Annotated in this window: 27 protein-coding genes; 2 read left to right on the top strand and 25 right to left on the bottom strand. The window is 30.2% G+C overall.

Annotated features, from left to right (window positions below; translation table 11 throughout):
- The first annotated feature begins 109 nt into the window (after positions 1-109).
- The gene (locus B2P65_RS06740) at positions 110-1,966 is read left to right on the top strand and encodes a S8 family peptidase (RefSeq protein ID WP_346879839.1); all 1,857 of its coding nucleotides are present in this window, start codon (positions 110-112) and stop codon (positions 1,964-1,966) included.
- Between the two features lie 19 nt (positions 1,967-1,985).
- Here B2P65_RS06740 and B2P65_RS06735 read toward each other — a convergent pair whose 3' ends face one another.
- The 14 genes from B2P65_RS06735 to B2P65_RS06670 all read right to left on the bottom strand — a co-directional run bounded on the left by B2P65_RS06735 (position 1,986) and on the right by B2P65_RS06670 (position 15,045).
- The gene (locus tag B2P65_RS06735) at positions 1,986-2,306 is read right to left on the bottom strand and encodes a DUF1622 domain-containing protein (protein ID WP_346848769.1); all 321 of its coding nucleotides are present in this window, start codon (positions 2,304-2,306) and stop codon (positions 1,986-1,988) included.
- A gap of 165 nt (positions 2,307-2,471) precedes the next feature.
- The gene (locus tag B2P65_RS06730; RefSeq protein WP_346879100.1) at positions 2,472-3,419 is read right to left on the bottom strand and encodes a type I phosphomannose isomerase catalytic subunit; all 948 of its coding nucleotides are present in this window, start codon (positions 3,417-3,419) and stop codon (positions 2,472-2,474) included.
- A gap of 70 nt (positions 3,420-3,489) precedes the next feature.
- Entirely contained in the window at positions 3,490-4,608 is a 1,119-nt protein-coding gene (locus tag B2P65_RS06725; protein ID WP_346879099.1) for an amidase domain-containing protein, read from the bottom strand.
- 35 nt (positions 4,609-4,643) lie between these two features.
- The gene (locus B2P65_RS06720; RefSeq protein ID WP_346879838.1) at positions 4,644-5,576 is read right to left on the bottom strand and encodes a M15 family metallopeptidase; all 933 of its coding nucleotides are present in this window, start codon (positions 5,574-5,576) and stop codon (positions 4,644-4,646) included.
- A gap of 124 nt (positions 5,577-5,700) precedes the next feature.
- Positions 5,701-6,210: a methylated-DNA--[protein]-cysteine S-methyltransferase gene (locus tag B2P65_RS06715; protein WP_346879837.1), complete on the bottom strand. Its 510-nt coding sequence runs from the start codon at positions 6,208-6,210 to the stop codon at positions 5,701-5,703.
- Positions 6,211-6,421: 211 nt separating this feature from the next.
- Positions 6,422-6,757 (bottom strand): hypothetical protein, encoded by a 336-nt coding sequence (locus tag B2P65_RS06710; RefSeq protein WP_346848764.1) that lies wholly within the window; start codon positions 6,755-6,757, stop codon positions 6,422-6,424.
- 97 nt (positions 6,758-6,854) lie between these two features.
- Positions 6,855-7,214, bottom strand: coding sequence for a DUF1667 domain-containing protein (locus B2P65_RS06705; protein ID WP_035134767.1), 360 nt, complete (start codon positions 7,212-7,214; stop codon positions 6,855-6,857).
- A gap of 1 nt (position 7,215) precedes the next feature.
- Positions 7,216-8,466: an FAD/NAD(P)-binding oxidoreductase gene (locus tag B2P65_RS06700; RefSeq protein WP_346879836.1), complete on the bottom strand. Its 1,251-nt coding sequence runs from the start codon at positions 8,464-8,466 to the stop codon at positions 7,216-7,218.
- A gap of 12 nt (positions 8,467-8,478) precedes the next feature.
- The gene (locus B2P65_RS06695; protein ID WP_346879835.1) at positions 8,479-9,906 is read right to left on the bottom strand and encodes an NAD(P)/FAD-dependent oxidoreductase; all 1,428 of its coding nucleotides are present in this window, start codon (positions 9,904-9,906) and stop codon (positions 8,479-8,481) included.
- A 179-nt stretch (positions 9,907-10,085) separates the two neighbouring features.
- Positions 10,086-10,529 (bottom strand): GNAT family N-acetyltransferase, encoded by a 444-nt coding sequence (locus B2P65_RS06690; RefSeq protein WP_346848761.1) that lies wholly within the window; start codon positions 10,527-10,529, stop codon positions 10,086-10,088.
- A 26-nt stretch (positions 10,530-10,555) separates the two neighbouring features.
- Positions 10,556-12,052 (bottom strand): glycerol kinase GlpK, encoded by a 1,497-nt coding sequence (gene glpK / locus B2P65_RS06685; protein ID WP_346879834.1) that lies wholly within the window; start codon positions 12,050-12,052, stop codon positions 10,556-10,558.
- A 249-nt stretch (positions 12,053-12,301) separates the two neighbouring features.
- The gene (locus B2P65_RS06680) at positions 12,302-12,859 is read right to left on the bottom strand and encodes a glycerol-3-phosphate responsive antiterminator (RefSeq protein WP_150845407.1); all 558 of its coding nucleotides are present in this window, start codon (positions 12,857-12,859) and stop codon (positions 12,302-12,304) included.
- Between the two features lie 125 nt (positions 12,860-12,984).
- A complete protein-coding gene (locus B2P65_RS06675) occupies positions 12,985-14,289 on the bottom strand; it encodes a hypothetical protein (RefSeq protein ID WP_346879833.1) in 1,305 nt (434 codons plus the stop codon).
- Between the two features lie 96 nt (positions 14,290-14,385).
- Positions 14,386-15,045 carry a CPBP family intramembrane glutamic endopeptidase gene (locus tag B2P65_RS06670; protein WP_346879832.1) on the bottom strand — a complete coding sequence of 220 codons (660 nt, stop codon included), beginning with the start codon at positions 15,043-15,045 and terminating at the stop codon, positions 14,386-14,388.
- Between the two features lie 594 nt (positions 15,046-15,639).
- On the opposite strand from B2P65_RS06670, the gene B2P65_RS06665 reads away from it, so the two are divergent.
- The gene (locus B2P65_RS06665; protein WP_346879831.1) at positions 15,640-16,146 is read left to right on the top strand and encodes a ferritin-like domain-containing protein; all 507 of its coding nucleotides are present in this window, start codon (positions 15,640-15,642) and stop codon (positions 16,144-16,146) included.
- A 383-nt stretch (positions 16,147-16,529) separates the two neighbouring features.
- Here B2P65_RS06665 and B2P65_RS06660 read toward each other — a convergent pair whose 3' ends face one another.
- From B2P65_RS06660 to aroA, 11 genes are all read right to left on the bottom strand, one after another.
- Complete coding sequence (locus B2P65_RS06660) at positions 16,530-16,904, bottom strand: hypothetical protein (RefSeq protein WP_346848754.1); 375 nt, start codon at positions 16,902-16,904, stop codon at positions 16,530-16,532.
- 778 nt (positions 16,905-17,682) lie between these two features.
- Positions 17,683-17,856, bottom strand: coding sequence for a hypothetical protein (locus tag B2P65_RS06655; RefSeq protein ID WP_346848752.1), 174 nt, complete (start codon positions 17,854-17,856; stop codon positions 17,683-17,685).
- 61 nt (positions 17,857-17,917) lie between these two features.
- Complete coding sequence (locus B2P65_RS06650; RefSeq protein WP_346879830.1) at positions 17,918-18,115, bottom strand: hypothetical protein; 198 nt, start codon at positions 18,113-18,115, stop codon at positions 17,918-17,920.
- Positions 18,116-18,443: 328 nt separating this feature from the next.
- On the bottom strand, positions 18,444-18,623 hold the full coding sequence (locus B2P65_RS06645; RefSeq protein ID WP_346879829.1) for a hypothetical protein: 180 nt from the start codon (positions 18,621-18,623) through the stop codon (positions 18,444-18,446).
- Between the two features lie 76 nt (positions 18,624-18,699).
- The gene (locus B2P65_RS06640) at positions 18,700-18,963 is read right to left on the bottom strand and encodes a hypothetical protein (RefSeq protein WP_346879828.1); all 264 of its coding nucleotides are present in this window, start codon (positions 18,961-18,963) and stop codon (positions 18,700-18,702) included.
- A gap of 261 nt (positions 18,964-19,224) precedes the next feature.
- On the bottom strand, positions 19,225-19,893 hold the full coding sequence (locus B2P65_RS06635) for a zf-HC2 domain-containing protein (protein WP_346879827.1): 669 nt from the start codon (positions 19,891-19,893) through the stop codon (positions 19,225-19,227).
- Positions 19,890-20,381, bottom strand: a complete 492-nt coding sequence (locus tag B2P65_RS06630) for a sigma-70 family RNA polymerase sigma factor (protein ID WP_346879826.1) — start codon at positions 20,379-20,381, stop codon at positions 19,890-19,892. The genes B2P65_RS06635 and B2P65_RS06630 overlap by 4 nt, the downstream gene beginning before the upstream one ends.
- Before the next feature lie 140 nt (positions 20,382-20,521).
- Positions 20,522-21,676 carry a helix-turn-helix domain-containing protein gene (locus tag B2P65_RS06625; protein ID WP_346876309.1) on the bottom strand — a complete coding sequence of 385 codons (1,155 nt, stop codon included), beginning with the start codon at positions 21,674-21,676 and terminating at the stop codon, positions 20,522-20,524.
- Between the two features lie 95 nt (positions 21,677-21,771).
- A complete protein-coding gene (locus B2P65_RS06620; RefSeq protein WP_346879825.1) occupies positions 21,772-22,278 on the bottom strand; it encodes a shikimate kinase in 507 nt (168 codons plus the stop codon).
- 35 nt (positions 22,279-22,313) lie between these two features.
- On the bottom strand, positions 22,314-23,390 hold the full coding sequence (aroC, locus tag B2P65_RS06615) for a chorismate synthase (protein ID WP_346879824.1): 1,077 nt from the start codon (positions 23,388-23,390) through the stop codon (positions 22,314-22,316).
- Complete coding sequence (gene aroA, locus B2P65_RS06610) at positions 23,368-24,651, bottom strand: 3-phosphoshikimate 1-carboxyvinyltransferase (RefSeq protein WP_346879823.1); 1,284 nt, start codon at positions 24,649-24,651, stop codon at positions 23,368-23,370. Before aroA ends, aroC begins: the two co-directional genes overlap by 23 nt.
- Positions 24,652-24,660 lie beyond the last annotated feature (9 nt).

Genomic DNA, 24,660 nt, shown 5'->3' with positions numbered 1-24,660 from the left:
TAATAAATTTATTGCCACAAGAAAAACCCACTTTCCATTTAATTTTTCAATAATAGTTCCTAATCAATTATATAAAAGAATAGATGATATGTAAGGAGGATGTGTATTTATGAACCTTAATGATTTAAGGGAAACAACTCCACAAGTAGATATTCCATTACAGTATAATAGATATATAGTTTACTATAGTGGAGATATAATTAGTGCTACTGCTTCCATTCCTCAAATCAGCGTTGTAGTACTAACCCCATATATGGCAGCTGTATTTATAGCTCCCGGATATGAAAATTTACTTATAACTATACCTAATATTAATATAATTGAACCTCCCAACGACTATATACTTACACAATTATCACCTTTACAAACTTCTAATATAATCCAATTTACTGAAGGTAATCCTATAGATTTAACTGGTACTGGGGTAATTGTGGGTACCATAGATACAGGTATAGATTATTTAAATGTAGAATTTACTAGAGAAGATGGTACCTCTAGAATATTATCTATTTGGGATCAAACTGACAATAATGGAACCGCACCACCTGGAATTAATTATGGTAGCATATATTCACAAGAACAAATAAATGCAGCTATTAACTTAAATAGGGAGGGTGGTGATCCCTATTCTATAGTTCCAAGGATAGACACTAATGGGCATGGAACTCAGTGTGCAGGTATAATTGGAGCTAGAGGTTATGGTGAAATTAAAGGTGCAGCACCTAACTGTGATTTTATAGTAGTTAAACTAAGGCCTATAAGAGAGTTAACAGATATAACAGATCCGTCACTACCTGGCATTCCAATTTATCGTAATACTGATATGGCTACAGCTATGCTTTATCTCTTACAACAGCGTTATATACACCAAAAACCCATGGTAATATTTTTACCACTTAGTAGTAATCTAGGAGCTCATGATGGCACTAGTGCTCTTGAAGAGCTCATTGACTACTACTCTTTTTCTTCTACCGTCTCCTTTGCCATAGGCACTGGTAACCAGGGCAACTCTGAAACTCACACCTCTGGTTACATTAATAATACTGGTGAAACTTCATCTGTTGAATTTTCTGTAGACCCAAATCAAAATGATTTAAATATAGCCCTATGGTGTGCCTATCCAGATAAAATATCTTTAGGGATAACTTCTCCTAGTGGTCAAGTAATTTCTAGGGTTCCTGTTAAAATTGGTCTAACTACAACCCTTAATTTTTTATATGAAAATACCACTACTAGATTAGTTTACTATTTCCCTGAAATTATATCTGGCAATCAGCTAATCTTCTTGTCATTTTCTAATATTGCCGCTGGTATATGGACTATAAATCTGTTCGGTGATTATATAGTAAACGGTTCTTATAACGTTTGGATTGATCAAAGGCCTTTATCTAAGCCTGGTACAGCACTACTAAATCCTAATAATTTTACAACCCTTACCATACCTTCTACTAGTAATCTAGCTATTACTACTGCATTTTATAATCAAAATACCAATACTCTAGGCTCAAATTCTGGAGTTGGATTCACAGCAAGTAATAAAATCAAACCTGACTTAACTTGTGGTGGAATAAATGTGTTAACTACAGGATTAAACAATACCACCACAACCATCTCAGGTTCCAGTGCAGCCACAGCAGTATTAGCTGGTGCTATAACCCTATTTTATCAATGGGGTATAACCGATGGAAATATTCCTATATTGTCTTCTGAAAGTATAAAAACCTTTTTAATTAGAGGAACACGAAAAAGGCCTAATGAGGCATATCCCAACGAATTTTGGGGCTATGGTATTCTTGATATGGTTGGAGTGTTTGATGCTATTAGGGGTATTTACGCTCAACAAGATCAAATGGCATCCCCCATAGTTATAGAACCTAGGCCTGTTAGTCCTTCAAGATACTTTGATGATAATGTAGAAACTTTTCTACCAATAAGTCTATTGAGTAGATTAAAGTATAATGAGTAGGCTCAAATTAATAAAATACTTAGTGTCCATCACTTTTTATTTCCCAGTGAATAACAAAGGTTAGTATAGCTCTAAGTAATATTATTGCAGCTAATATGTACATCTCATCAAAATTTCTTACTATTACAGTTTTTAAAATCTCTGCAGCCAATTTAAACTCAAGTGCAAGTGCTAATGCTTGTGCAAAATCTACCTTTATAGAACAATTAATTGGTTTAAATAAGCTTAGAATATATCTATAAAAGGCCTTCATTCCAGCTACTAGAATTACTGTAGTTCCCATTAATTCTAACAATGAAATAACTCTAGGTATTATTATTGCCGTAATAATATGTTCCAATGTTAAAAACCCCCTTATGAATTTGCTATTACTTGTATATTATTATATTTATAGTGACTTGTCCATTTATTAATAACTAGTTATGTAACTGTTTGCTATTAACTTGAAAATTTTAGCCCTAGACTCATATAGATTTCTCTATATAGGTCTAGAGCTATTTTTATTTTAAAATATATGGCTTTTTATTAACTTCATATCACCTATTAAAACATATTCACCTAAATATGCTGGTATTAGAAAACTTTCCAAAATAGATATGTCAATAAATTTTCTAAGTCCTTCATCAACAAAGCTAATTTTACCTTTACCTTCTACACAGGTAAATACAAAAAACTTGTTTTTATCACTAGTTTCACTATAGCTTCCTTTTATATTGTATATATCTATATTAAATTTTTCTGAATTCATATGATTTTGTATTACTAAATCATTGTTTATACATAGCCTCTTAGGTGTACCATTAAAATTAACTACATCCAACGCTTTGTCAATATGAAGTTTTCTTCCTCGGTTATAATCATAAACTCTATAGGTAATATCACTATTTTGTTGTATTTCTGCTAGTAATATGCCTTTTCCTATGGAATGAAGTAATCCAGGTTCTATTATAAATAATTCTCCAGGCTTAACTGATATTTTATTCATGCAATCTTCCACAGTATCATTCTTACAACTTCTTTTGAATTCTTCCTTTGTACATCCTGTTGTACCAACAATTATTTCTGCGCCCTCTTCGCAATCTATAATATACCAAGCCTCAACCTTACCATTATCATTTTCTACTCTATGAGCATACTCATCATTGGGATGTACCTGCACAGATAGATTCTCATTAGAATTTATAATCTTTATAAGTAGTGGAAAATCCCTATCTGTAAATTTATCTATATATATCTTATCTCCTAAAATTAAGTTTTTATATTCCTTAATTATCTCAATAAGTGCTTTTCCTTTATATTTTCCATTACTAATAATACTCATTCCATTTTTATGACAGGCAATTTCCCAGCTTTCTCCTATGTTTCCTTTAGGAAGATTTATTCTATAATCTTCTAGCTTTCTTCCTCCCCAAATTTTTTCATAATATAAATTTTCAAATTTAATAGGATACATATTGCCCTCTAATATAAATGTTTATATTTTAAGGTATGCTATGTATCCTAATAAGGTTAATTAAATATTTTTAATAATGAACTCTTATAAGCCAAAATTTAATATTTTTATCACTCCAACCCAAATCCCAAGGCACATCATTTCTATCAGTATTATGACAAGTAACTAAAGCATAACCTCTAGAATCTGCATTGGTTACAGTAGATATATGTTTAATATCACCTTTTTTCTCATAAGCAACAAAATCTCCTGGCATAAGTTGATAGGAAGCTTTATATACCTTATCATAGGTTCCATGAGCTATTACTGAAGCTCTTCCACTATATACCCAATAACTCTTAAATTTATCCGCATTTACCCAAGATGCTGTAGCTTCTCCTTTAGAATAATTCCATGATGAATTTTTCTTAAATTTACCACCCTCATGCAATATCTGTGAAGCAAAGTTAGCACAATCTCCACCTTCAGGATTAAAATTTCTATAATCTTTATTGTATTTATAACCAAATTCTTCTTCAGTAGCTGCTCCACAATATTTATTGGCATATTCTACAGATGCTTTCCTTCTTTCATCTAAATTTGAGAAATCTTTAGGTTCTTGAGCTAAAATAAATTCTTTTACATCATCTACTTTTATTTTTTCTAAATTTAAAGAATCTGCAAAGGGATCTGTATACCACTCCTTATTTATTAAGAAATTGTCCCCTTTATTTATTAAAGTAAGTACATGATAAGTCCCTATCCTAGCTGCATTAACCTCTTCTAGTCTATCTTCATAAACATACCTATATTCTGTAGAACATGTAAAGTTAACTTTGAATCCATTATCCTTTTCACTTATACGATTTACAACTACCTTAGGAAGTATTTCTGTAATTTTAACCCCTTGTTTCTGTTCCCAATTGTGAAGATAAATCATCTTTTTCTCTTCATTTTCATAGGCCCATGTACCATACTTAGTTCCCATATCATAAACGGACTTAATGCTTTCTTCTTCTCCAGTTACGATGGCTCTATTACGCTTTGCAATAGTTTCTTCAATGAAGTTCTTAATTTCTAGTTTTACTTCTTCATCTACATCTTCAGCATTAGCTCTAGAAAAAAAAATATTTGCAATAATAATAGCTAGTAATATTCCAAATATCAACTTCCATGTAAGTATCTTTTTTATGGATCTTATAATGTTCATAAAGGTCCTCCTCATTTTAGCTCTTTAGTTAATTATTAATTTAAAGTTCCTTCAATAATATTAATATAATTATCTATTTTTATATCTCTTGGTACTTCACCAAACCAATCCATATCTTTGTTGAAGGTTTCTCCAAAGTATTTTGCCTTTATTAACACCTCTGGTCTATATTCAAAATGAAGAATATCAAAATGACCCCATTTTCCACCCCATACAAAGTTATTTTTTTCAAAAGTATCTACTAATTCCTTAGGATAAGATAACATCCTCTTTTCTCCAGCATCTCTAGATGCCCACTTCCAATAGTCACTAGGATTACTATTGATATCAATAGCTATTCCATAGGCATGAGGACTCAGCTTTCCTGTACCTGATATAACTCTATAATTAAAAGTTCCATTAATAGGATTTAAAAGAGATGATACAGCTCCATTTCCTAATGATAATTGTTTTAACTCCTCCATAGCCTTCTTTAAACTTTCTGCAGCTCCATTATTTTTATTGAATTGATAGTTTTTATAAGGTGCAGGAACACTTATAAGGTTAGATGATACTTCTCTTTCACTACCTCCATAAACTTCATTTAAAAGATTATAATTTCTAAATCTACCTGGATCTCTATTTATATCTAAAAGCTTATCAGGCATAGTAAGAGGATAAATATCTTCTAGTATATCTTGAAGGTCTGCATTATCCATTTTTCCGTTAAAATCCTTAGATTGTTTATCATCATAGAGTATTTTCTTTCCTGAATCTGTTATTATAAATACCTTTCCTTCTTCACTTTTTTCAACTCCAGTTATGAACTCCGGATATGCCATCATTAAAGTTAGAATATCTTGTTTCATTGTAGTATTATAATTAATTTCATTATTCTCTTCTATATCATCTGCAAATACTTTCATATTATTAATGAAAGTAACTAATATAGTTAAAATTATAATTCCATATAAAAAAAACTTTTTCATATATATCCTCCTAGCAAAGAACCTAACACAAAAACGACTTACGGTCTTATTTAAAATAAAAAATAGGCTAAAAATATCCTTTAGCCTATTTTGTGTAAATATACAATTATTTATGACTGGTAAATTAATGAGTTTTTTTTAATAAATTATCCTTATTATTTTTTTCAAATTCTAAAAGCTTACTTTTTATATCCATATGATTTCCTGCATATCCTACTAATTTTCCACTTTTTCCAATTACTCTGTGACATGGAATTATTATAGGAAATTCATTTGCTCTATTGGCCCCACCTATAGCTCTTACACCTTTAGGATTTCCAATTGCTATAGCAATATCGCTGTAACTTCTAGTTTCTCCATAGGGTATATTTATAAGCTCCTGCCAAACTTTATTTCTAAATTCTGTAGTCCTTACTGACAATGGTAAGTTAAAATCTTCCCTTTCACCATTAAAATATTCCTTTAATTGAGTTATAGCCCCTAAGCACCTCTCTTTATTATGTTCTAAACTTCCCTTATTAAGGTTATGGTATTCTTCCCATCCATCTTGAAAAAGCTCTATCTTCACAACGCCCTTTTCATCCATAACCACATATATAGTTCCTATAATAGAGTCAAAGTAATCATACCACATAAAATTCCCTCACTTTCGTTATAAACAGAATTCCTAGCTTCTTTGAAGCTTTACTAACAGAATATTCTTAGTGTCAGTATTTTTGATACTTAGAAATCATTGTCCTTTAGGTAAAATCGTTATCCAGGACTAGTCGTCATCAGATAAAATTAAAAGATGTTAATATATATATTAACATCTTTTCAATTACTTTATAACATGTTTTATATTATTATAGTCCTGATTGTAATCTGATTTCTTCTTCTACTTCGGTTTCTATGAGGCATAAATCTAATCTAGAGTTTATATACTCAGTTTTTAATTTCATATAGTTGCCCCAGGTACATATACTACAATCTAAAACATCTATAAGCTCATCTATTAAGCAACCAACTTCCTGTGCTCTTTTAAGGGCATCTTTAATATCCCTTTTGTTAGCAATGGTAATACAGTTCACGCTGCTTGCTGTATCAACTAAGATTTTATAGGAACCTATAAGTCTACATAATTGATCTATAGTAAAACCTAGATCTCTTCCATAACTTTCAATAATTCTTCTCTGTGCCATAAACTCCTACCTTAAAAATGCTTCATTGTAAATATATTATTCCAACCTATAAATTATTATTCTAAATCTCTATTATTTTTAAAATATATTTACTATCCTACTCTATATTCTTCTTTAAGTTTCTAGTAGCCACCACATCTACTCCAGTGCCTAGAATGTCCTTCACTATGATATCTCCCATAGAAATTGGAGCCTCTATTTCTATAGAATTTAATACTTCCATAGCTTTAAAATTTAACTCTTTAGGAATAGGTGTTTTTGTTTTTACTGGTATAACAGGGAGCTCACCATCTTTAACTTTTACTGTGGTAGTTATAACTCTTACAGGATTAGTTACTTCATTTATCCCGTAAATTTCACCTCTTTTGCAAGTGTTTCCTGTAACCTCTTTTGTTTCAGTATTTACCTTTAAATGACATCCCATAGGACAACTTATACAAATTAATTCTTTTATCATATTATTCACCATCCTCTAGAGAAATTGTTATATCTCCTGTAATCTTTTCTAATTGAGTTTTATTAAGTAAAATCTTTTCCATTTCCGATGGTGCTAAGTGATTTCTTTTAAAGCTAGAGATTATATCCTCACCACATCTAACCACAATCCTCTTATTATGATATATATTATTTACCCTCATAAATATGGTTAATTTATCTTCTACAGCCTCTACATTTAATCTTTGGGGAACAGTATAATTAATTCTTTCACCATTTATTATATTTACATAATTCTCCTTGTCATCTTTACCTTTAATATATTTGGCAGCACAAAATCCAGCATGTTTAGATTCTGCACTAACAAAGTCTACTAAATCATGAACATGTACTACATTTCCACAGGCAAATATTCCTTCTACAGAAGTTTCCATGCTTTCATTCACTATAAGTCCATTTGTTCTTCTATCCTTATCAATACCAGCCTTAGAAGATAACTCATTTTCTGGTATTAGTCCTACAGATAATAATAAAGTATCGCAATGAAACTCAATTTCAGAACCTTTTATTGGCTTTTTGTTTTCATCTACTTTAGCAATTACCACTTTTTCTAATCTCTTTCTTCCTACAACTTTAGTTACGGTATGTGATAAATAAAGTGGGATATCATAATCATTTAGGCACTGAACAATATTTCTATTAAGTCCGTTAGAATAAGGCATAAGCTCTACTACAGCCTTAACCTTTGCACCTTCTAAAGTCATTCTTCTTGCCATAATAAGACCTATATCACCTGATCCTAGAATCACAACTTCCTTTCCTGGCATATATCCTTCCATATTGATATATCTTTGAGCAGCTCCTGCTGTAAACACTCCTGAAGGTCTATCCCCTGGCATATTTATAGCTCCTCTAGTTCTTTCTCTACATCCCATAGCAAGAATGATAGCTTTTCCCTTTAGTATTAAATATCCATCTTCCTCATTTATCATATGAATCTCTTTATTTTCTTTTATTTCTAATACCATGGTATTAAGTTTAACTTCAACCCTAGTATCACTTATCATATGGATAAATCTTTCAGCATATTCAGGCCCTGTAAGCTCTTCTTTAAAAGTATGAAGTCCAAAGCCATTATGAATACATTGATTTAGTATTCCTCCAAGCTCTCTATCTCTCTCTACTATTAATATTTTCTCTACTCCATTATTATAAGCTTCATAAGCTGCTGCAAGTCCCGCTGGACCTCCACCTATTACTATTAAATCATACATAAATGTTTCCTCCTACTTAGTTCTTCCAATTAAAATATATGAGCCATCGCTTTCTTGAACTATATCTTCCATTGGAACATTTAACTCTCTTGCAATTATTTCTTGAACTCTAGGACCACAGAAGCCACCTTGGCATCTTCCCATACCTGGTCTACACCTTCTCTTTACTCCATCTAGGGTTACTTTTCCAAAGGATCTCTTTATACTATCTATAATTTCACCTTCTGTTATACTTTCACATCTACAGATTATCTTTCCATATCGACTATCCTTTTTTATAAGTTCTGCCTTTTTTTCACTGGATAATTCCATGAAGTTAATTTGCTTTCTAGTATTTTTAAAATTGTCTTTTAACTCAGCCTTAAGTCCGGAATTTTTTAGAATTTCTACCACATCTAAAGCTACCGCTGGTGCAGAAGACAATCCTGGTGATTTCATTCCTGCCACATCTATAAAGCCTTTAACGTCCTTAGCTTCTCCTACAATAAAATCTCCACAATCTGGATTTGCTCTAAGTCCTGCAAAATTTCTTATACTCTCTCTATAATTAATTTTATCTGTGGTTCTCACAGCAGTATTTTTAATAAACTCTAAGTTTTCAGCTGTAGTTGCAACATTATCTTTATCCTCTACACTTTCTGCATCTGGACCTACTAACAAATTTCCATGAACTGTAGGTGTCACTAATATACCCTTTCCAAATTTTGAAGGACATTGAAATATGGTGTGACTAACTACATCACCTTGGCTCTTGTCCATAACAAAATATTCTCCCTTGATAGGATTTATCTTAAAGGTTTCTTTACAAACTAAATTGTGTATTTTATCAGCATAGACTCCTGATGCATTAATAACATATTTGCTTTCTATAACTTCACCTTCAGCTGTATTTATAATAAAATGTTCTTTCTTTTCTATACCAATTACTTGTCTATTTAATTTAACCTCTCCACCATTTTCTGCTCCATTTTCCACAAGAGCTATTGTATATTCAAAGGGACCAACAATTCCTCCTGTTGGTGCATATAGTGCACCCACAACCTTATCACTTAAATTAACCTCTTTTTCCAGGACTTCCTCTCTATTTAAAATTTGTAGTCCCTTAACACCAATTTTATTTCCATTGTCATATAATTCTTTTATAGTTTCCATATCTTCTTCATCAAATCCAATTACTAAAGAGCCATTTCTTTTAAAAGGTACTGATAACTCATTACAAATTTCTTCAAACATTTCATTACCCTTAAGGTTATACTTTGCCATTAAAGTTCCTACCTTAGGATCATAGCCTGCATGGACAATGGCTGAATTTGCCTTGGTTGTCCCCATGGAAACATCATTTTCCTTATCTATTATTGCTACCTTTAACTCATATCTCATAAGCTCTCTAAATATCGAAGCTCCAATTACTCCAGCACCTATTATAGCTATATCATACATTAAAATTTCCTCCTTTAATCACAAAAAAGACAAGCCAAAATAAGGATATAACTCCTTATTTTGTGCTTGTCTCTAAATCTCTTATCAGCACTAATATTTCATTTACACTTATAGTATATCACTTTTTTAAAAAAGTGTCCATGAAACTGCTCTTTAGTTATTAAACTTAAAGGTCAAATCTATTTTTTATATAACATTTCTACGTGAGGAATATCATCTTCTAAGTACTCCTCTGATACTTGTTTAAACCCAAGACTTCCATAAAATCCTTTTATATAAACTTGACCAGATAATCTAATTTCAGTAGAATTAAGTTTCTCTTCTATAAACTTAATAGCTTCTAACATGATTTTTCTACTTAGACCTTTATTTCTATGAGTCTCCTTAACTAATACCCTTCCAATAGATATCTCATCATAAGAGATTCCCTTATTAACTATTCGCAAGTATCCTACTACTTCATTTCCTTCTTCTACATACAAGTGATATGAATTATAGTCCTTATTATCACAATCTTGATAAATACAAGTTTGTTCTACTACGAATACTTCATTCCTTACCCTTAAAATCTTATACAACTCTTCTGTGGTTAATTCATTAAATTTCTTTATTTTAATTTCCATAGCCTACCTCCATAAAATAAATTTAACTAATCTTCTTCCCATTGTCTAGTCCTTGCTACAGCCTTTTCCCATCCAGCATAAAGTTTTTCTGAAGTCTCTTTATCGCAGTTTGGCGTGTAAGTCTTACTAGCAAACCACTTCTCTGCAATTTCTTCTTTACTCTTCCAAAAACCTACTGCAAGACCAGCTAAATATGCAGCCCCTAAGGCCGTAGTTTCAGATATTATTGGTCTAGTAACTTCTTGACATATAATATCTGACTGGAATTGCATCAAAAATCCATTTCTACTTGCTCCTCCATCTACTTTTAGCTTTCCAATTCTATAGCCAGCATCCTCAGACATGGCATCAATAACAGCCTTTGATTGATAGGCTATAGACTCTAAGGCAGCTCTTATAATATGATTTCTATTAGCTCCACGGGTTAATCCAAAGATAGCTCCCCTTGCATACATGTCCCAGTATGGTGCTCCAAGTCCTACAAAAGCAGGAACTACATATACTCCCCCATTATCCTCTACCTTATTAGCAAAGTACTCGGTATCCACAGCATCAGTTATCATTCTTAATTCATCTCGAAGCCATTGGATAACTGCTCCTCCAACAAATACAGAACCTTCAAGAGCATACTGAACCTTTCCATCTATTCCTATGGCAATAGTAGTTATTAATCCATTTTTACTTCTAATTATCTCATCACCTGTATTCATTAATAAGAAGCATCCTGTACCATAAGTATTTTTAGCACTTCCCTTTTCAAAACACGCCTGACCAAATAAAGCTGCCTGTTGATCTCCTGCTATTCCAGCTATAGGAACTCTAATTCCTCCATTTCCACCTAAGTTAGTGTGACCATATACCTCTGAGGAATTTTTAACTTCAGGTAACATAGATTTAGGAATCTGTAATATATCTAATATTGTTTCATCCCACTTTAATTCCTTAATGTTATATAGCATAGTCCTTGAAGCATTAGTATAATCTGTAACATGAACTCTCCCATTAGTAAGCTTCCATACTAGCCAAGTATCTACAGTTCCAAATAAAAGGTCTCCTCTTTCAGCCTTTTCTCTAGCTCCATCTACATTATCTAAAATCCATTTAATCTTTGTTCCGGAAAAATATGCATCAATTAATAATCCTGTATTTTCTTTTATATATTCACTAAAACCTTGATTTACTAACTCATCACATATATGAGCTGTTCTTCTACATTGCCATACAATTGCATTATATATTGGCATCCCTGTGTTTTTATCCCATACAATAGTAGTTTCTCTCTGATTAGTTATTCCAATAGCAGCTACATCTTTTTGTGATATATTACACTTTGCCATAACCTCTTGAAGCATAGAGTACTGACTACTCCATATCTCCATAGGATCATGTTCTACCCATCCTTCTTTAGGATATATTTGTGTAAATTCCTTTTGACTCACCCCTAATATGTTTTGTTCCTTATCAAAAATTATAGCTCTAGAACTTGTAGTTCCTTGATCTAATGCAATTATATAATCTGCCATTTTAATCCTCCATCCATAAATTACTTAAATATCTATGTTTAAACAGAATTCTTTGCTTCAGAGGGAGTCTTTACTCCCTCTGAAGCTTAGAAATCGTTATCCAGGGACGTAACAGCTCTTTACTCCCACTTTGAAGAAGATGGGAGTATTAGAGCTGGTAGTCATCGGATAAAATCATTCTTATAAATAATAAAAAGGCACATAAAACTAGCATTCTAGTCTTATGTAGCCTCTCTCATCACTCTTAGCCTACATAGCCCAAATTTCCTCTTTTGTAGTAGATACACAGGTTGCTCCTGATTTTAAAGCTGTAATTATTTCTTCCTTACTTTCAATAAGTCCTCCAGCGACTATAGGTTTATTAGACTTTTCTGCAAGTTTTTCTATAACCTTTGGTATAACCCCTGGTAATATCTCTATAGCATCACAGGCCTCTCCTAGATGCTTTATTGCATTATTTAGTGAAAGAGTATCAAAGATAAATACTCTCTGTATTGCTAATAAGTCATAAGCCTTGGCATATTTAATTACCTGAGGTTTTGTACTTATTACGCCTTTAAACTGAGTTTCTTTCTTTAAGTACTTTATTCCAACTTCTCTATTAGTAATACCATCTACTAAATCAATATGAACTATACCTATCTTATTTTTAGAATTTATCTTTTCACTTATTTCTTTAATATTAAGTATATCGCCAAATAGGACAAATATTACCTGAACATCTGAATCTAGTACTATATCTAGTTCACTCTCATTCTTAACTGCTGCTATTATAGGATTTTCCTCTAATAACTTTATTAAATCCATACTTAACTCCCTTTCGGAACTGTTTTAACATGTTTTTTTAATTATTACATGTTTAAATTTTTTTGTCAATTCAGCTAAAATTTTATTTTGATAACCTCAGAAATTATAATTAAAGTCATCATCACTTAATTATATTCATCATTAAGTGGTTCTGTTGCTTTAGAGTTTCTTATACAAACGATATATTGAAAAAAATCTAACATGCTTGCTTCTAGCTCTTTACCATCAATACTATTAAACATTGGTGTTTCTGAAAAAGGTGTATTCTCACCCGTTAATTTATAAATATTTAAATTGCCTTCCAATAAATTATTAGTTTCCTTGATTTGTGGATAAACAACATGGAGCTCATTGGTGGTATAGCCACCATCTCCTGATTTAGCCATTCTCTCACAACTATCATAATTATATATCACTGTCAAAATCTTATCTTTAAATATTGAGTCATCAGAATTTAAATATGCAGCAAACCACATCTTATCTTTTTCTTTACTTTGAAATGTATGGTTAAGTCCCCACTGTCCATAATATTTCCCCTTAGGTAATTCCTTTTGAAGAGTTTGAAAATTTTCATATATCATTTTATCTCTAGTATTATTCCAATCCACTTGATCTTCAATATGATTATCTATATTCACTTTATTTAATATGTTCAAATTTGCAAGGTTAAAACCAGTAAAGTTTTCTCCAAGATACTCTCTATACATATCTTCCTTATTTTCTATATCCTTTTGCAATTCCTTTGAATATTGAGCAAAAGTTTCATCAAATTTATCTAAATCATTAAATGTACTTTTAATCCTATCTATTACTGCTTTTACTTCTTCAGGAGCTTCCTTTTCTGGTAAAATATCTACTATAAACCTATAGGCATTAATTGGTTGATGTTCTATATCCACACCTATAACCTCTATTCTACTCTCTTTAGGTAGAGTATTATTATACTCATATAATTTCTTCCAATGGTTATAACCATCTTTATTCCATCCAAATGTTCCTTTTAGTGGCTTATATATATCTTCTAATATTTTTATATCCCCAGTATCTAAATACTTATTTATAAAATAAGCATCGCTATAGGGAAGTTCACATAAATAGTATTTAAAATCTGTTTTTTCTTTAAAATATTTTAAGAATTTCATGTTTAATTGTTCATTAGTCTTAGTGCCATGAAGCTCTGCAGTAAAAAAGATTTCCTTTCCCTCTATATCTGAATCCATAATGTCTAAATCTTTAAATTCACTTTCATCTTCTAAATCTATAGCACTATAGTTTTCTTTTAAATACTCTTGCATGATTTTTCTATTCTCAGGTGATTGTTCTAAACTTTTATCAGAGAATTCAATTGAACGCTCCTCTTTCTTACATCCAGTTAATAATATACCTAGTATTAAGAAAATTGACAGTAATCTTAGACTAATCCTTTTCATAAAATTTTCTACCCCTTCAGTATAACAATTTAATAAGTAATATAATCGTTAATAAACGTATACATTTTAAGCTTAATAGGTTGTTAGGATAAATAATTATACCTTGCCTACTAACACTGGCCAATAATCTAATAGAGCATGTACTAAAATAGGAACTATCAAAGAATTACTCTTTTTATATAATAAAACAAATATTGCCCCAACCGCAGTGTATCCTCCAAAAGTTGATATAATAGCACTGAAAGATTGAATACCTGAATAATTATTTAGAATAATTGGAAGAGTAGCATGCATAGCACCCCACATCATACCACTAATTATGACAGCTAAATAGGTAGGTAGCTCTTTATCTAATTCTGTAAATAAGTATCCCCTAAAAATAAACTCTTCTACAAATCCTATAGTAATTAGAAAAAATAATGGTTTATATATACCTGCTAGTGAGAAATCACCTTTAATAAAAAATATTCCTATATAAATTGCAAATAAAATACAAGCAACTATTTTGCCATTTCTCGTTGTTCCAGTTATATTTAGTGATTGTTTTTTTCTAAGCATAATTGATATAATAATTATTACAATAAGTAAGTTAGCTAGAAAATCACCTAATAATTGTATCCCAACATTTGATATAGTGATGTTTTTAACACCTATAAGTAAATCATTATTATAGAAGTATTTTACTAGGAAAAAGAAATACACCATATATATACCTATAAGAGTTATGGGATATATAATTTTTTTATTAATTTTCATCTAAAGTCTCCCCTTTTTATGTATTTTATAATTTAAATTGGCTTAATTCCAGTGTTGTCAGTTAAAAATAGCACATAAATTTAAGTTACAGCTTAAGTTGAATTTTTACCATGACATGACTTAAATTTATATGAGATTCAATTATTAGATCTAAATTGCTAAACCCCACCTCAGTTTATTATGGATTTTAAATTATCAACTTTTATAAACTTAAATATGTTTTTAATTAAAAAGTATAATTTTTATAAATTAAGTATATGACTTCCATATAAGAATAGTCAAGGCATCCTCTCATTAACTTCCCTTTGCAATTTTTTCTTATACCCCTTCTCTTATTCTTAGCTTCTCGTCTTCCACATTTCCGGCATCCCACTCCATTTGAACCTTTTATACAACTAGGATTAAGCCTTTTAGATAAAAACTACATTGTAATGTGTATATCTTTTTTATTAGTAACCCATCAATCTCAAAGACCATAGGCTACACCTTTAGATATATGTTATGTTATTTTTTCAATAATAGTAATAAATAACTCTCACTAAAATATATTTATCCCCATATTATATATGGTAAAAATTTTTAAGGAGATATGCTATGGAAGCTAAGAATATATATAAAGCAGATTTACCTTATCCAGAAATAGATTGCACGGATAAAAATAAATCTTATGTACACCTAATACAACTTAACTATGCTGGTGCTATTTCAGAACTAACTTCTGTAAATCAATATATATATCACAGCCTAGCTATGTCTGAAAAATTTGAAGATGTATCCCATTGCTTAAAGGCTATAGCTATGGTAGAACTGGAGCACCTAGAAATCTTGGGGAAACTTATCATAGCTCTTGGTGGAAATCCTAGATTTGAAATTAATAAAGGACATTGGTCACCTAAATTTATTGAATATGGCTCAAATCTAGCCTCCATGCTTCGTGAAGATATAGACGGTGAAAAAGCTACCATTAGACAATATAAAGAAACTATAAAATTAATTAAAGATGAAAAAGTTAGGGAAATACTTGAAAGAATAGTAAAGGACGAGGAAGTTCACATTAAAACTTTAGTTTCACTTTATAATGAGGTCTGTAGAAGAAGGTAGGCTACTGCTCTGAATTAAAAAGAGCCTATTATAGAATGTATATAATCACTCTGTAATAGGTTCTTTTTCATTAATCAAAATACTCTTCTTTTTAATTTCAGCTTATGCTAACCCTATTGCTAGAAAAACAAAATATAGTAATATCAAAACAATTGTATTATTACCAATAAAAATATCCAAGATACTTACTATTATGCAATATAATCTACCATAATTAAATATTTTTTTGGATATCTCCTCATGTTTTTTCTTACTTATATTTTTATATCCATTTCTGTACAACAATTTAACAATTTTTGTAGACATATAAAAAATATTACACCAAAAATTATAAGAAATATTTTAATTCCTATAACCATTTTATTCCTCAGTCTAAAATAATATTAATTTCTATTCATTTTCATTAGAATAATATTTGCAAAATAATTAATGTATTTTGCAAATATCAATGAAGTACCTACTGAAAATAATGCAATACCAATAATCAATGTAATCTGTTTATCTCCTCCAATAAACCCTACAACAATACCAATTATGCCCAATAATATAAGTATTATTGAATAAATCATATATTTTTTAATGCTAGCCTCTTTTACTGCTTCTTTACTTTTAATTCTCAAAATAATAAAATGCGCAATACCACTAAGTGCTATATATAATATTAACATAATTGGCCACGACCATTGAAATTGTATTGCAATACCAACAGATATTATTCCTGGAAGTAATGCTTCAAATATAACTCTGATTACTTTCATGCTATCTCTCCTAGATTCTATAGTGTAAAATTGTTAAAATTTAGAGTTGCGTTTGGAAATAATGGGTTGCTGAATGTCTTATTAATCCCTGAATTTTTACTCTACATCCATTAATTAAAAATGCGAATATACATTTCCCAAAACTTCTGGAAAAGCACCTACTGTTTATTTCTTTATTACTGCTTTAGATATTTAGCAAATGCATCTATACTACACATAGTTTTGATTATTCCATTGAATAATTAGGGTAAAATTATATACGAACTTATAAGGGTGGAAATCAAAGAAAAAACAAGCATTGAAAGTACTAAAATTAGCTTTTTCCTAATATTCAATTTTGTTTTCTTTATCTTATATTTGTTCTTCTTATATTTAAAAAACTCTGGCAGACTAAGTATTATCAGTAATGTTATGTATGTTTGAACACCTAATACCCTAGCTTTCCATGGAGTAAAAATACAATTTTTAAGATAGCCAAAAATAGTCAAAGATAAAAAACAAATAAAGCAAAATAAATATACAATTGACATTATATTTTTAAAATACAATACTTCATTGAAATCATCCTTATTAATATTATCACTATCTCATAAGTGTATTGAAAACATAAGTTCATAAAAACAGTAGAAGGTAAAAAAACAAGTTAAAATTACAGTAAATCCTGATAAATAATTCATATTATGATTTTCCTCCTCCACTTAATCTAATATAAATGAGTCTTTAAAATCACTAAAAGTCTTACCATACATGTAGTAATTTATATTACCAAAACATTATCTTATTCTTTATTACTAGAATATATTACATATGTTATCCCTAGTGACATCCCCAATGCAATTGAAAAGCTTTTAAGAAAATCTACTCCCCCTGACTTAAATAAATAGTCAGAGCCTATACCAATAATAAAAAAAATCACTAATAACTTCATAAACACAATAATTTTTTCTTTCACAATTTTATACTCCATTTCATACATAATATTTACTATACTAACTATTTTATTGTTTATAGCTCTATAAATGAAATAAAATATCTATTACCTCTTTAATAATGCCACAACGGCAACTTCTATAAATTCCAATTCCTAACGCTATGGCTCCAACTATTGTTAAAGTTATTCCTAAAGTAGCACTTACCCCATCTTGAAATGCAAAATAAAAACATCCTATTCCTATGAATATAAACACTAAACAAGCCAGTACTTTTTTCATAATACATACCTCACAAATAAATATATGATTTCACTTATAATATATAAACTCCTTAGATTAACTAAATTTATGAAATTATCATAATGTAATAATAATATTATAAGACATGGGGTTATATATTATATGAATAAAAAAAGTCAGAAAAGAACTAGACTTAAATACTAATATTTAATAAATAAAAACATTCAAAAAACCCACAAACTCCCACGGTGCCAACAACTAGTTAACTAGTTAAAAAGTTATATAGTTACCTAGGATCATATTTAACTAGTTTCATAGTTTAAAATATGACTAGTTTCCTATATAAAATTTCGTATATTTAAATAGTTTAATTTTCTTTAATCTTCTCTCGTTGTACGAAAAATGAAGATATTATACTTGTTAACATTCCAACTACAAAAATACCAACGAGTACTCCTGGTACTGGCTTCTTGAATACAACAAATAATAACATTATTATCAATACTGTTATTTCTATAGAAAGACCTAACCACATTACTTTTTTCATTATCTTTTTTCCTCCTTTCAATGGCTAAACTACTAAAATTAAGTTTTTCCTAATGTTAAATTTTGTTTTCTTCATCTTATTTTTTATTATCTATACCTAAACAAATAACCCAAAATATTATATACAAAACTGTGAAAAGCCCTATTATTGTAGTACGCATAGTATCTGTAAATGCAGAATTTGAACATATATAAGCCAACACACTATTTCCAAATACTACTACAACTAAATGCTCTGTACTATCTGTTTTCTTACCATTTTTTAAATGCTTTTTTTTATAGAAAATTTGTGATAATAATACAATAATATATGGGATTAACATGATTATTACTAAATCCATGCTTATAACTCCTTTATACATAATTTTAATCATTATAAAACATAAAGCAGAGAAAACGGATTTCTTGTAAGTTTCAAATTAAACAATCCTTGACCTCTGACATATCTAGCTAAACTACTAAATCTATCTCCACTTAAAGGGTATTGATTTTTATATCCACATTGTAACCTATAATCAGTTTATTTTATAGAAAAATGCACAAAATGGTATATTCTGTGCATGAAATTCCAATTAAATAACAAAATTGGTGAACAAATAATCTTATTCTGCTACGTAGTCTTCAACAGCTTGAATTATAACTTCTCCCTTTATAGATAATGGAGCTATTACACATATGTCCTTCCTAAAAATAATTTGATAGTTTTCAAATTCGTATATCTTATTACCATTTTCTTCATTTACTAGTTCTAAATGTTTAGTCATATCTTTTAATGATGTTTTACCCTTTTGAAATGCATCTTTTATTTCTATTCGATTTGCAAAAAAATCAATAAAGTATGCTTCTTCTAATTTATAGGTATATATCTTATAATCATCATACTCCCCAATAAAATCGATACTTTCATTCTCTTCTATACTTATACATAGATTATTGCTTACTGCTTTATTATTATACTGCTGATGATATGCCGAGGTTAGTATTATAACTAATCCTGCAAATAGCAATGCACATATAACTGCTATTGCAATCAATAACTTAACCATGGTTGAATATTTTTTCTTACATTTTTTAAAATAATGTACTTCCTTGGTATTGTTTTGCTTCTCTTTATCTGTAACAGACATAGGTTTTATCATTTGCTGAAATTCTTTATTACAATCTTTACACTCTTTTAGATGCTCTTCTATATCTTTACATGTTTCATCACTTGTCAAATCATCAACATAACTTGGCAATAAATCTTTTACTATATAGCAATCTAATTTCATTTTGTTAGCTCTCCTTCCATTAACTTCTTTTTCCCCCTATAGAACATTACCCTTGCATAGTTCTCTGATTTCCCTATTATTTCACCTATTTCTGCAAAAGATAGATCACTAGAAATTCGTAAATAAATAACCTCTTTCATATTATCATCTAATTCCCGCAATTTCTTATAAAAGGCTAACTTATCAAATTTATTCATAACCTCATAATTTAGATCATAAGAATCCATTATATCTATTTTTATTTCTTCCATTGAAATAGTTTCACATTTCTTATTCTTTTCAAGGTGTTTGTACCAAACATGTTTAGCAATCTGACAAAGCCATACAGAAGGCTTACAATCCCCACGATATTTATTAATAGTTTTCATAGCCTGATAAAAAGTTTCCTGTGTTAGCTCTTCTGCTAAATTATCATCATGTATCATAGATAATAAATAGTAATACACCTTTTTCCCATGGCTTTTATAGTACACTTCTATATCCTCCACATTTTCACCTCCTATTAGTAAGTCCGTAAAATATTAATTTCGTTACAAAAAAATTAGACGATAAATTCTAGTTCCTACTTTATCGTCTAATCTTTTACTTATAAGGATTATAAACTTACTGCTAATTAACCTTAATATCACTACTTTTTACCTTCATAGAGTTTTGTTCCTGGTAAGATTACCTTAAAACAGTCTTCTGCTCTAGAGTTTATAAAGGTCACATTTTTTTTGAAAGGCTTTTTTATCCTTCCAAATCCACCTTCATTGTTTAAAAATCTTTTATTTTCATCTAGTGTTACTAGTTTTTCATAAAGCCACATATTTCTTCTATTATAGTTAATTCTTTTTCCTGTGGAATTGTTCTGTATCATTTGTCCTGGGCTATTAACTATTGTACTATTTCTAGATATCACCACTTCTATAACTCTATCTATGGAAGAATACTCCCTATAAAGCACTGCATTGTTTATTGCCTCAACTATAGCTCCTATAGGATAATTCTTAGGTAATATTTTTCTTAATATATCTTCGCTTTTATCTATCATAGATAAGAGATTACCTTGTACAACATTTACTCGGTCTTTTCCCTTACCTAAATTATTAGTTATTCTAATCATGTTTTGAGGTATGCAAAGGCTATTGTTATCAGAAAATACTAAAAGACCACCCAAGGTACATTTCTCTTCTCCAGTATCCTTATCTGTATATGATATTCCTGCACTTCTCATAAGAAATTTTTCATTAGAGCTATTAATAACTATACCTTTTTTATGAAAATAGTTTTTTACTATTTCCATATTTATAAGATTTATATCACTTCTCACCACTTGAGAAGTTTCAATAAAAAAGTCTAAATTCTCCTCAAAGGCTTCTACTAGTTCCTGTTTTCTCATAGTATCAGTGGTAGAGCCTCTTCTGATATAAAATGCTCCATTCTCCTTAAGTTGATATGGCTTTTGTTCTCCATCATATATTGTAATTATACAAATCCTTTTTTTACTTATATTATACTCATCTACAGAGATTGGGATTGGTGGCTCACATCTAGAAGATATTATTTGTTGTACTTGTTCTTCTGTGAAAACTTCACTTTCATCTAAGCCTATTAACTCTTTTGTTTTATCCTCAATACCTACAACTATATATCCTCTTCCACCCTTTGAATTAGCAATGGCACAAACATCCTTAGCTAGTTCCTTTTTACCACTTTCAAAATCTAAGGAAAGCTTTTGTTTAAAATCTAACTTTAATCCTTCTTGCCGTTTTATGATAGACAGTATTTTCTTAATATCCATGATCTCACCTCAATTCTCTATATTAATATAATATTAAAAAGGATCCATATATGACTTTATAAACAGATAAGATTTAAGGAATATATCTATTAATACTAACGCTTATGGAGCTTAATTTTAATTATATCCTTTATAATATTAATAGCCTTCTCCTTACTATCATTATTATCTATAGTAATATGAGCATATTTTTTATAGAGCTTATACCTTTCTTTATGTAAGTCATATATCTTTTCTTTTCCTTCTTTTAAAAGAGGTCTATTTGATATATCTAAAGTTTCTATTATTTTTTCTGGTTTTCTGTCTATAAATATTATACATCCACTTTTCCCTAAAGCATCCATGTTATCTTTTCTCTTTATAACGCCACCCCCTGTAGCTATAAGAGTATTTTCTAGTTTAGAAACCTGTTTAACTGCTTCTGTTTCCCTATCTCTAAAGTATTCTTCACTAATGTTAAACATTTCCTTTATGGTCATATTGTTTTTTTCTTCTATATATTCATCTAAGTCAATAAAATTTATTTCTTCATCGTTACTAATTATATTACCTAGACATGTTTTTCCACATCCTGAAAGACCTATTAATATGATATTATTCAAAACTCTTCTCCCTTCTAGAATACCTATATATTATTCTACTGAAGCATCATATCTAAAATAGCAATGGCAGTGACACACTCCACCACTGGCACTGCTCTTTGTACTATACAAGGATCATGTCTTCCCTTAATTTCTAAAATATCATCAGTTTTCGTATCCATATTTACAGTTTTCTGTGGTAAAGCTATAGATGGCGTTGGTTTAAATGCTACTGAAAATGTAACTGGCATTCCACTAGTAATTCCACCTAGAATCCCCCCATTATTATTAGAATAGGTTTTTATGTCCTCACCTTCAATATAGTACTGGTCATTTGCCTCACTACCTCTTAGTGTTGAGATGTTAAATCCTTCTCCAAACTCTACTCCCTTAACTGCTGGAATAGAAAAAAGCATATGGGATAATACACTTTCTACTGAGTGAAACATTGGACTTCCAAGTCCTACTGGTAGGTTAATAACAGCTCCTTCTATAACACCGCCAATAGAATCTCCTAAAGCTTTAACCGCTAAAATTTCTTTTTTCATTTCTTCGGAAATAATCTTATTTAATGTAGGAAATCTATCCTTCCTCAATTCTTGTAATAATTCTTTTCTTATATTTACTTTGTCAAAGCCATGATCTTTTATCTTTCCAATAGACTTTATATGTGCACCTATATACACATCATATTCCTTTAAAATATCCTTACATATTGCTCCTGCAAAGACTAAAAGAGCTGTGAGCCTACCAGAAAAATGTCCACCACCTCTATAGTCATTATATCCTTCATATTTAATCATAGCTGGGTAATCACAGTGGCCTGGCCTTAGCTTTACCTTAAGCTCTGAATAATCCCTAGATTTAGTATTATTATTTTCAATTATGGCTGATAGTGGTGCCCCTGTAGTTCTTTCTTCAAAAATTCCACTTAAAACCTTAGGTATGTCTTTTTCTACTCTAGAAGTAGACAATGAATCTTGACCTGGTGCTCGTCTTCTCATTTCTTCATTAACAAAGTCAAAATTTATCCTATGCCCTGCTGGTAATCCATCAATTATAACTCCTATGGCATCACCATGGGATTCTCCAAAAACTGATACTTTTATTTTATTCCCTATAATTGAACTCATTACCTTCACCCCCTAATTTAAAATAATCCTTAAAGAAATTAGGATAAGACTTCTCTACGGCACTAGGATTATTTATGATTACATCACCCTTAGCTCTTGTGGCTGCTATGGCCAAGGCCATTACTATTCTATGATCATTGTGAGAATCAACTTCTCCACCCTTTAATTCATTAACACCTGATATTATTAAAGAATCTTCTAACTCTATTATATTTGCTCCTAGTTTATTTAACTCTTTAGTTATAGCATATAGTCTATCACACTCTTTAATTCTTAGTCTTTTAACATTTACTATTTTAGTTTCACCCTCTGAAAGGCTAGCAAGTACCGTAAGAACTGGAACTAAATCGGGACAATTAGAGGCATCTATTTCTATGCCCTTAGTCTTAGAAGGGTTTACTTTTATACCTTCTTCACTTTCTTCCATATTACATCCCATAGCTTCTAAAATATCTAATATGACCTTATCTCCTTGAAGAGAATCCTTATTTAGACCAGAACATACTATAGAAGAACCTAATGCCCCTGCTATTAAAAAGAAGGCTCCCTGAGAATAATCTCCCTCTACATAATAGTTTCTACTATTATATTTTTGCGCTCCTCTAATATTAAACTCTTCATAATTATTATTTTCTATCTCTATGCCAAAATCCTTTAAAATATCTAAAGTAAGATCTATATATCCCTTAGATTCTAGTTTTGTAGTTATCTGAATTCTAGAATTACCCTCTAAAATGGGAAGAGAAAACAGTAGCCCTGTTATAAATTGTGAGCTTATATCTCCCCTTACTCTATATGTACCACTAGTAAGTTTTCCGCTTACCTTCAAAGGTAAACCGTCCTCTTCCCTTGAATATTTTATACCCTTTTCTTCAAAGATTTCATAATATGGTTCTAGTGGTCTTGAAATTAACTTTCCTTCTCCATGAAATATATAGTCACCATCTTTGGTTAAAGCTAGTGGAATTAGAAATCTTAGAGTTGAGCCAGATTCTCTGCATCTTAAATCTAGTTTCTTTTCATAGGAAAACATCTTTCTTCCATCAATATATAAGTTTTGATCTTCAATATTAACAACTGCTCCAAGCTCCTTCATTATCTCCATAGTAGCTTCAATATCCTTAGAAAGTTGTATATTATCCACCCTAGATATCCCTCTACTTAGAGCAGCTGCAATTATCCCCCTATGCCCTAAACTTTTAGAAGAAGGAACAACTATATTCCCTTTAAGCAACTTGGGTTTTATTATAATTTTATCCATAGCTTTTCC

This window comes from Clostridium sp. UBA3061 (assembly GCF_002367465.1).
Classification (GTDB): domain Bacteria; phylum Bacillota; class Clostridia; order Clostridiales; family Clostridiaceae; genus Clostridium_J; species Clostridium_J sulfidigenes.
This window is presented reverse-complemented; position numbering and strand designations above follow the sequence as displayed.

What these genes read in the sequence shown, in the direction of transcription:
- B2P65_RS06660 (WP_346848754.1), bottom strand. Translation starts at nt 16,904, where the DNA reads ATGAAAGTAATCAGAGTTATATTTGAAGCATTACTTCCAGGAATAATA.
- aroA (WP_346879823.1), bottom strand. Translation starts at nt 24,651, where the DNA reads ATGGATAAAATTATAATAAAACCCAAGTTGCTTAAAGGGAATATAGTT.
- B2P65_RS06675 (WP_346879833.1), bottom strand. Translation starts at nt 14,289, where the DNA reads ATGAAAAGGATTAGTCTAAGATTACTGTCAATTTTCTTAATACTAGGT.
- B2P65_RS06705 (WP_035134767.1), bottom strand. Translation starts at nt 7,214, where the DNA reads ATGATAAAAGAATTAATTTGTATAAGTTGTCCTATGGGATGTCATTTA.
- B2P65_RS06670 (WP_346879832.1), bottom strand. Translation starts at nt 15,045, where the DNA reads ATGAAAATTAATAAAAAAATTATATATCCCATAACTCTTATAGGTATA.
- B2P65_RS06720 (WP_346879838.1), bottom strand. Translation starts at nt 5,576, where the DNA reads ATGAAAAAGTTTTTTTTATATGGAATTATAATTTTAACTATATTAGTT.
- B2P65_RS06730 (WP_346879100.1), bottom strand. Translation starts at nt 3,419, where the DNA reads ATGTATCCTATTAAATTTGAAAATTTATATTATGAAAAAATTTGGGGA.
- B2P65_RS06690 (WP_346848761.1), bottom strand. Translation starts at nt 10,529, where the DNA reads ATGGAAATTAAAATAAAGAAATTTAATGAATTAACCACAGAAGAGTTG.
- B2P65_RS06710 (WP_346848764.1), bottom strand. Translation starts at nt 6,757, where the DNA reads ATGGCACAGAGAAGAATTATTGAAAGTTATGGAAGAGATCTAGGTTTT.
- B2P65_RS06635 (WP_346879827.1), bottom strand. Translation starts at nt 19,893, where the DNA reads ATGAAATTAGATTGCTATATAGTAAAAGATTTATTGCCAAGTTATGTT.
- B2P65_RS06625 (WP_346876309.1), bottom strand. Translation starts at nt 21,676, where the DNA reads ATGGATATTAAGAAAATACTGTCTATCATAAAACGGCAAGAAGGATTA.
- B2P65_RS06740 (WP_346879839.1), top strand. Translation starts at nt 110, where the DNA reads ATGAACCTTAATGATTTAAGGGAAACAACTCCACAAGTAGATATTCCA.
- B2P65_RS06650 (WP_346879830.1), bottom strand. Translation starts at nt 18,115, where the DNA reads ATGAAAAAAGTACTGGCTTGTTTAGTGTTTATATTCATAGGAATAGGA.
- B2P65_RS06725 (WP_346879099.1), bottom strand. Translation starts at nt 4,608, where the DNA reads ATGAACATTATAAGATCCATAAAAAAGATACTTACATGGAAGTTGATA.
- aroC (WP_346879824.1), bottom strand. Translation starts at nt 23,390, where the DNA reads ATGAGTTCAATTATAGGGAATAAAATAAAAGTATCAGTTTTTGGAGAA.
- B2P65_RS06715 (WP_346879837.1), bottom strand. Translation starts at nt 6,210, where the DNA reads ATGTGGTATGATTACTTTGACTCTATTATAGGAACTATATATGTGGTT.
- B2P65_RS06700 (WP_346879836.1), bottom strand. Translation starts at nt 8,466, where the DNA reads ATGTATGATTTAATAGTAATAGGTGGAGGTCCAGCGGGACTTGCAGCA.
- glpK (WP_346879834.1), bottom strand. Translation starts at nt 12,052, where the DNA reads ATGGCAGATTATATAATTGCATTAGATCAAGGAACTACAAGTTCTAGA.
- B2P65_RS06665 (WP_346879831.1), top strand. Translation starts at nt 15,640, where the DNA reads ATGGAAGCTAAGAATATATATAAAGCAGATTTACCTTATCCAGAAATA.
- B2P65_RS06680 (WP_150845407.1), bottom strand. Translation starts at nt 12,859, where the DNA reads ATGGATTTAATAAAGTTATTAGAGGAAAATCCTATAATAGCAGCAGTT.
- B2P65_RS06640 (WP_346879828.1), bottom strand. Translation starts at nt 18,963, where the DNA reads ATGGATTTAGTAATAATCATGTTAATCCCATATATTATTGTATTATTA.
- B2P65_RS06645 (WP_346879829.1), bottom strand. Translation starts at nt 18,623, where the DNA reads ATGAAAAAAGTAATGTGGTTAGGTCTTTCTATAGAAATAACAGTATTG.
- B2P65_RS06695 (WP_346879835.1), bottom strand. Translation starts at nt 9,906, where the DNA reads ATGTATGATATAGCTATAATAGGTGCTGGAGTAATTGGAGCTTCGATA.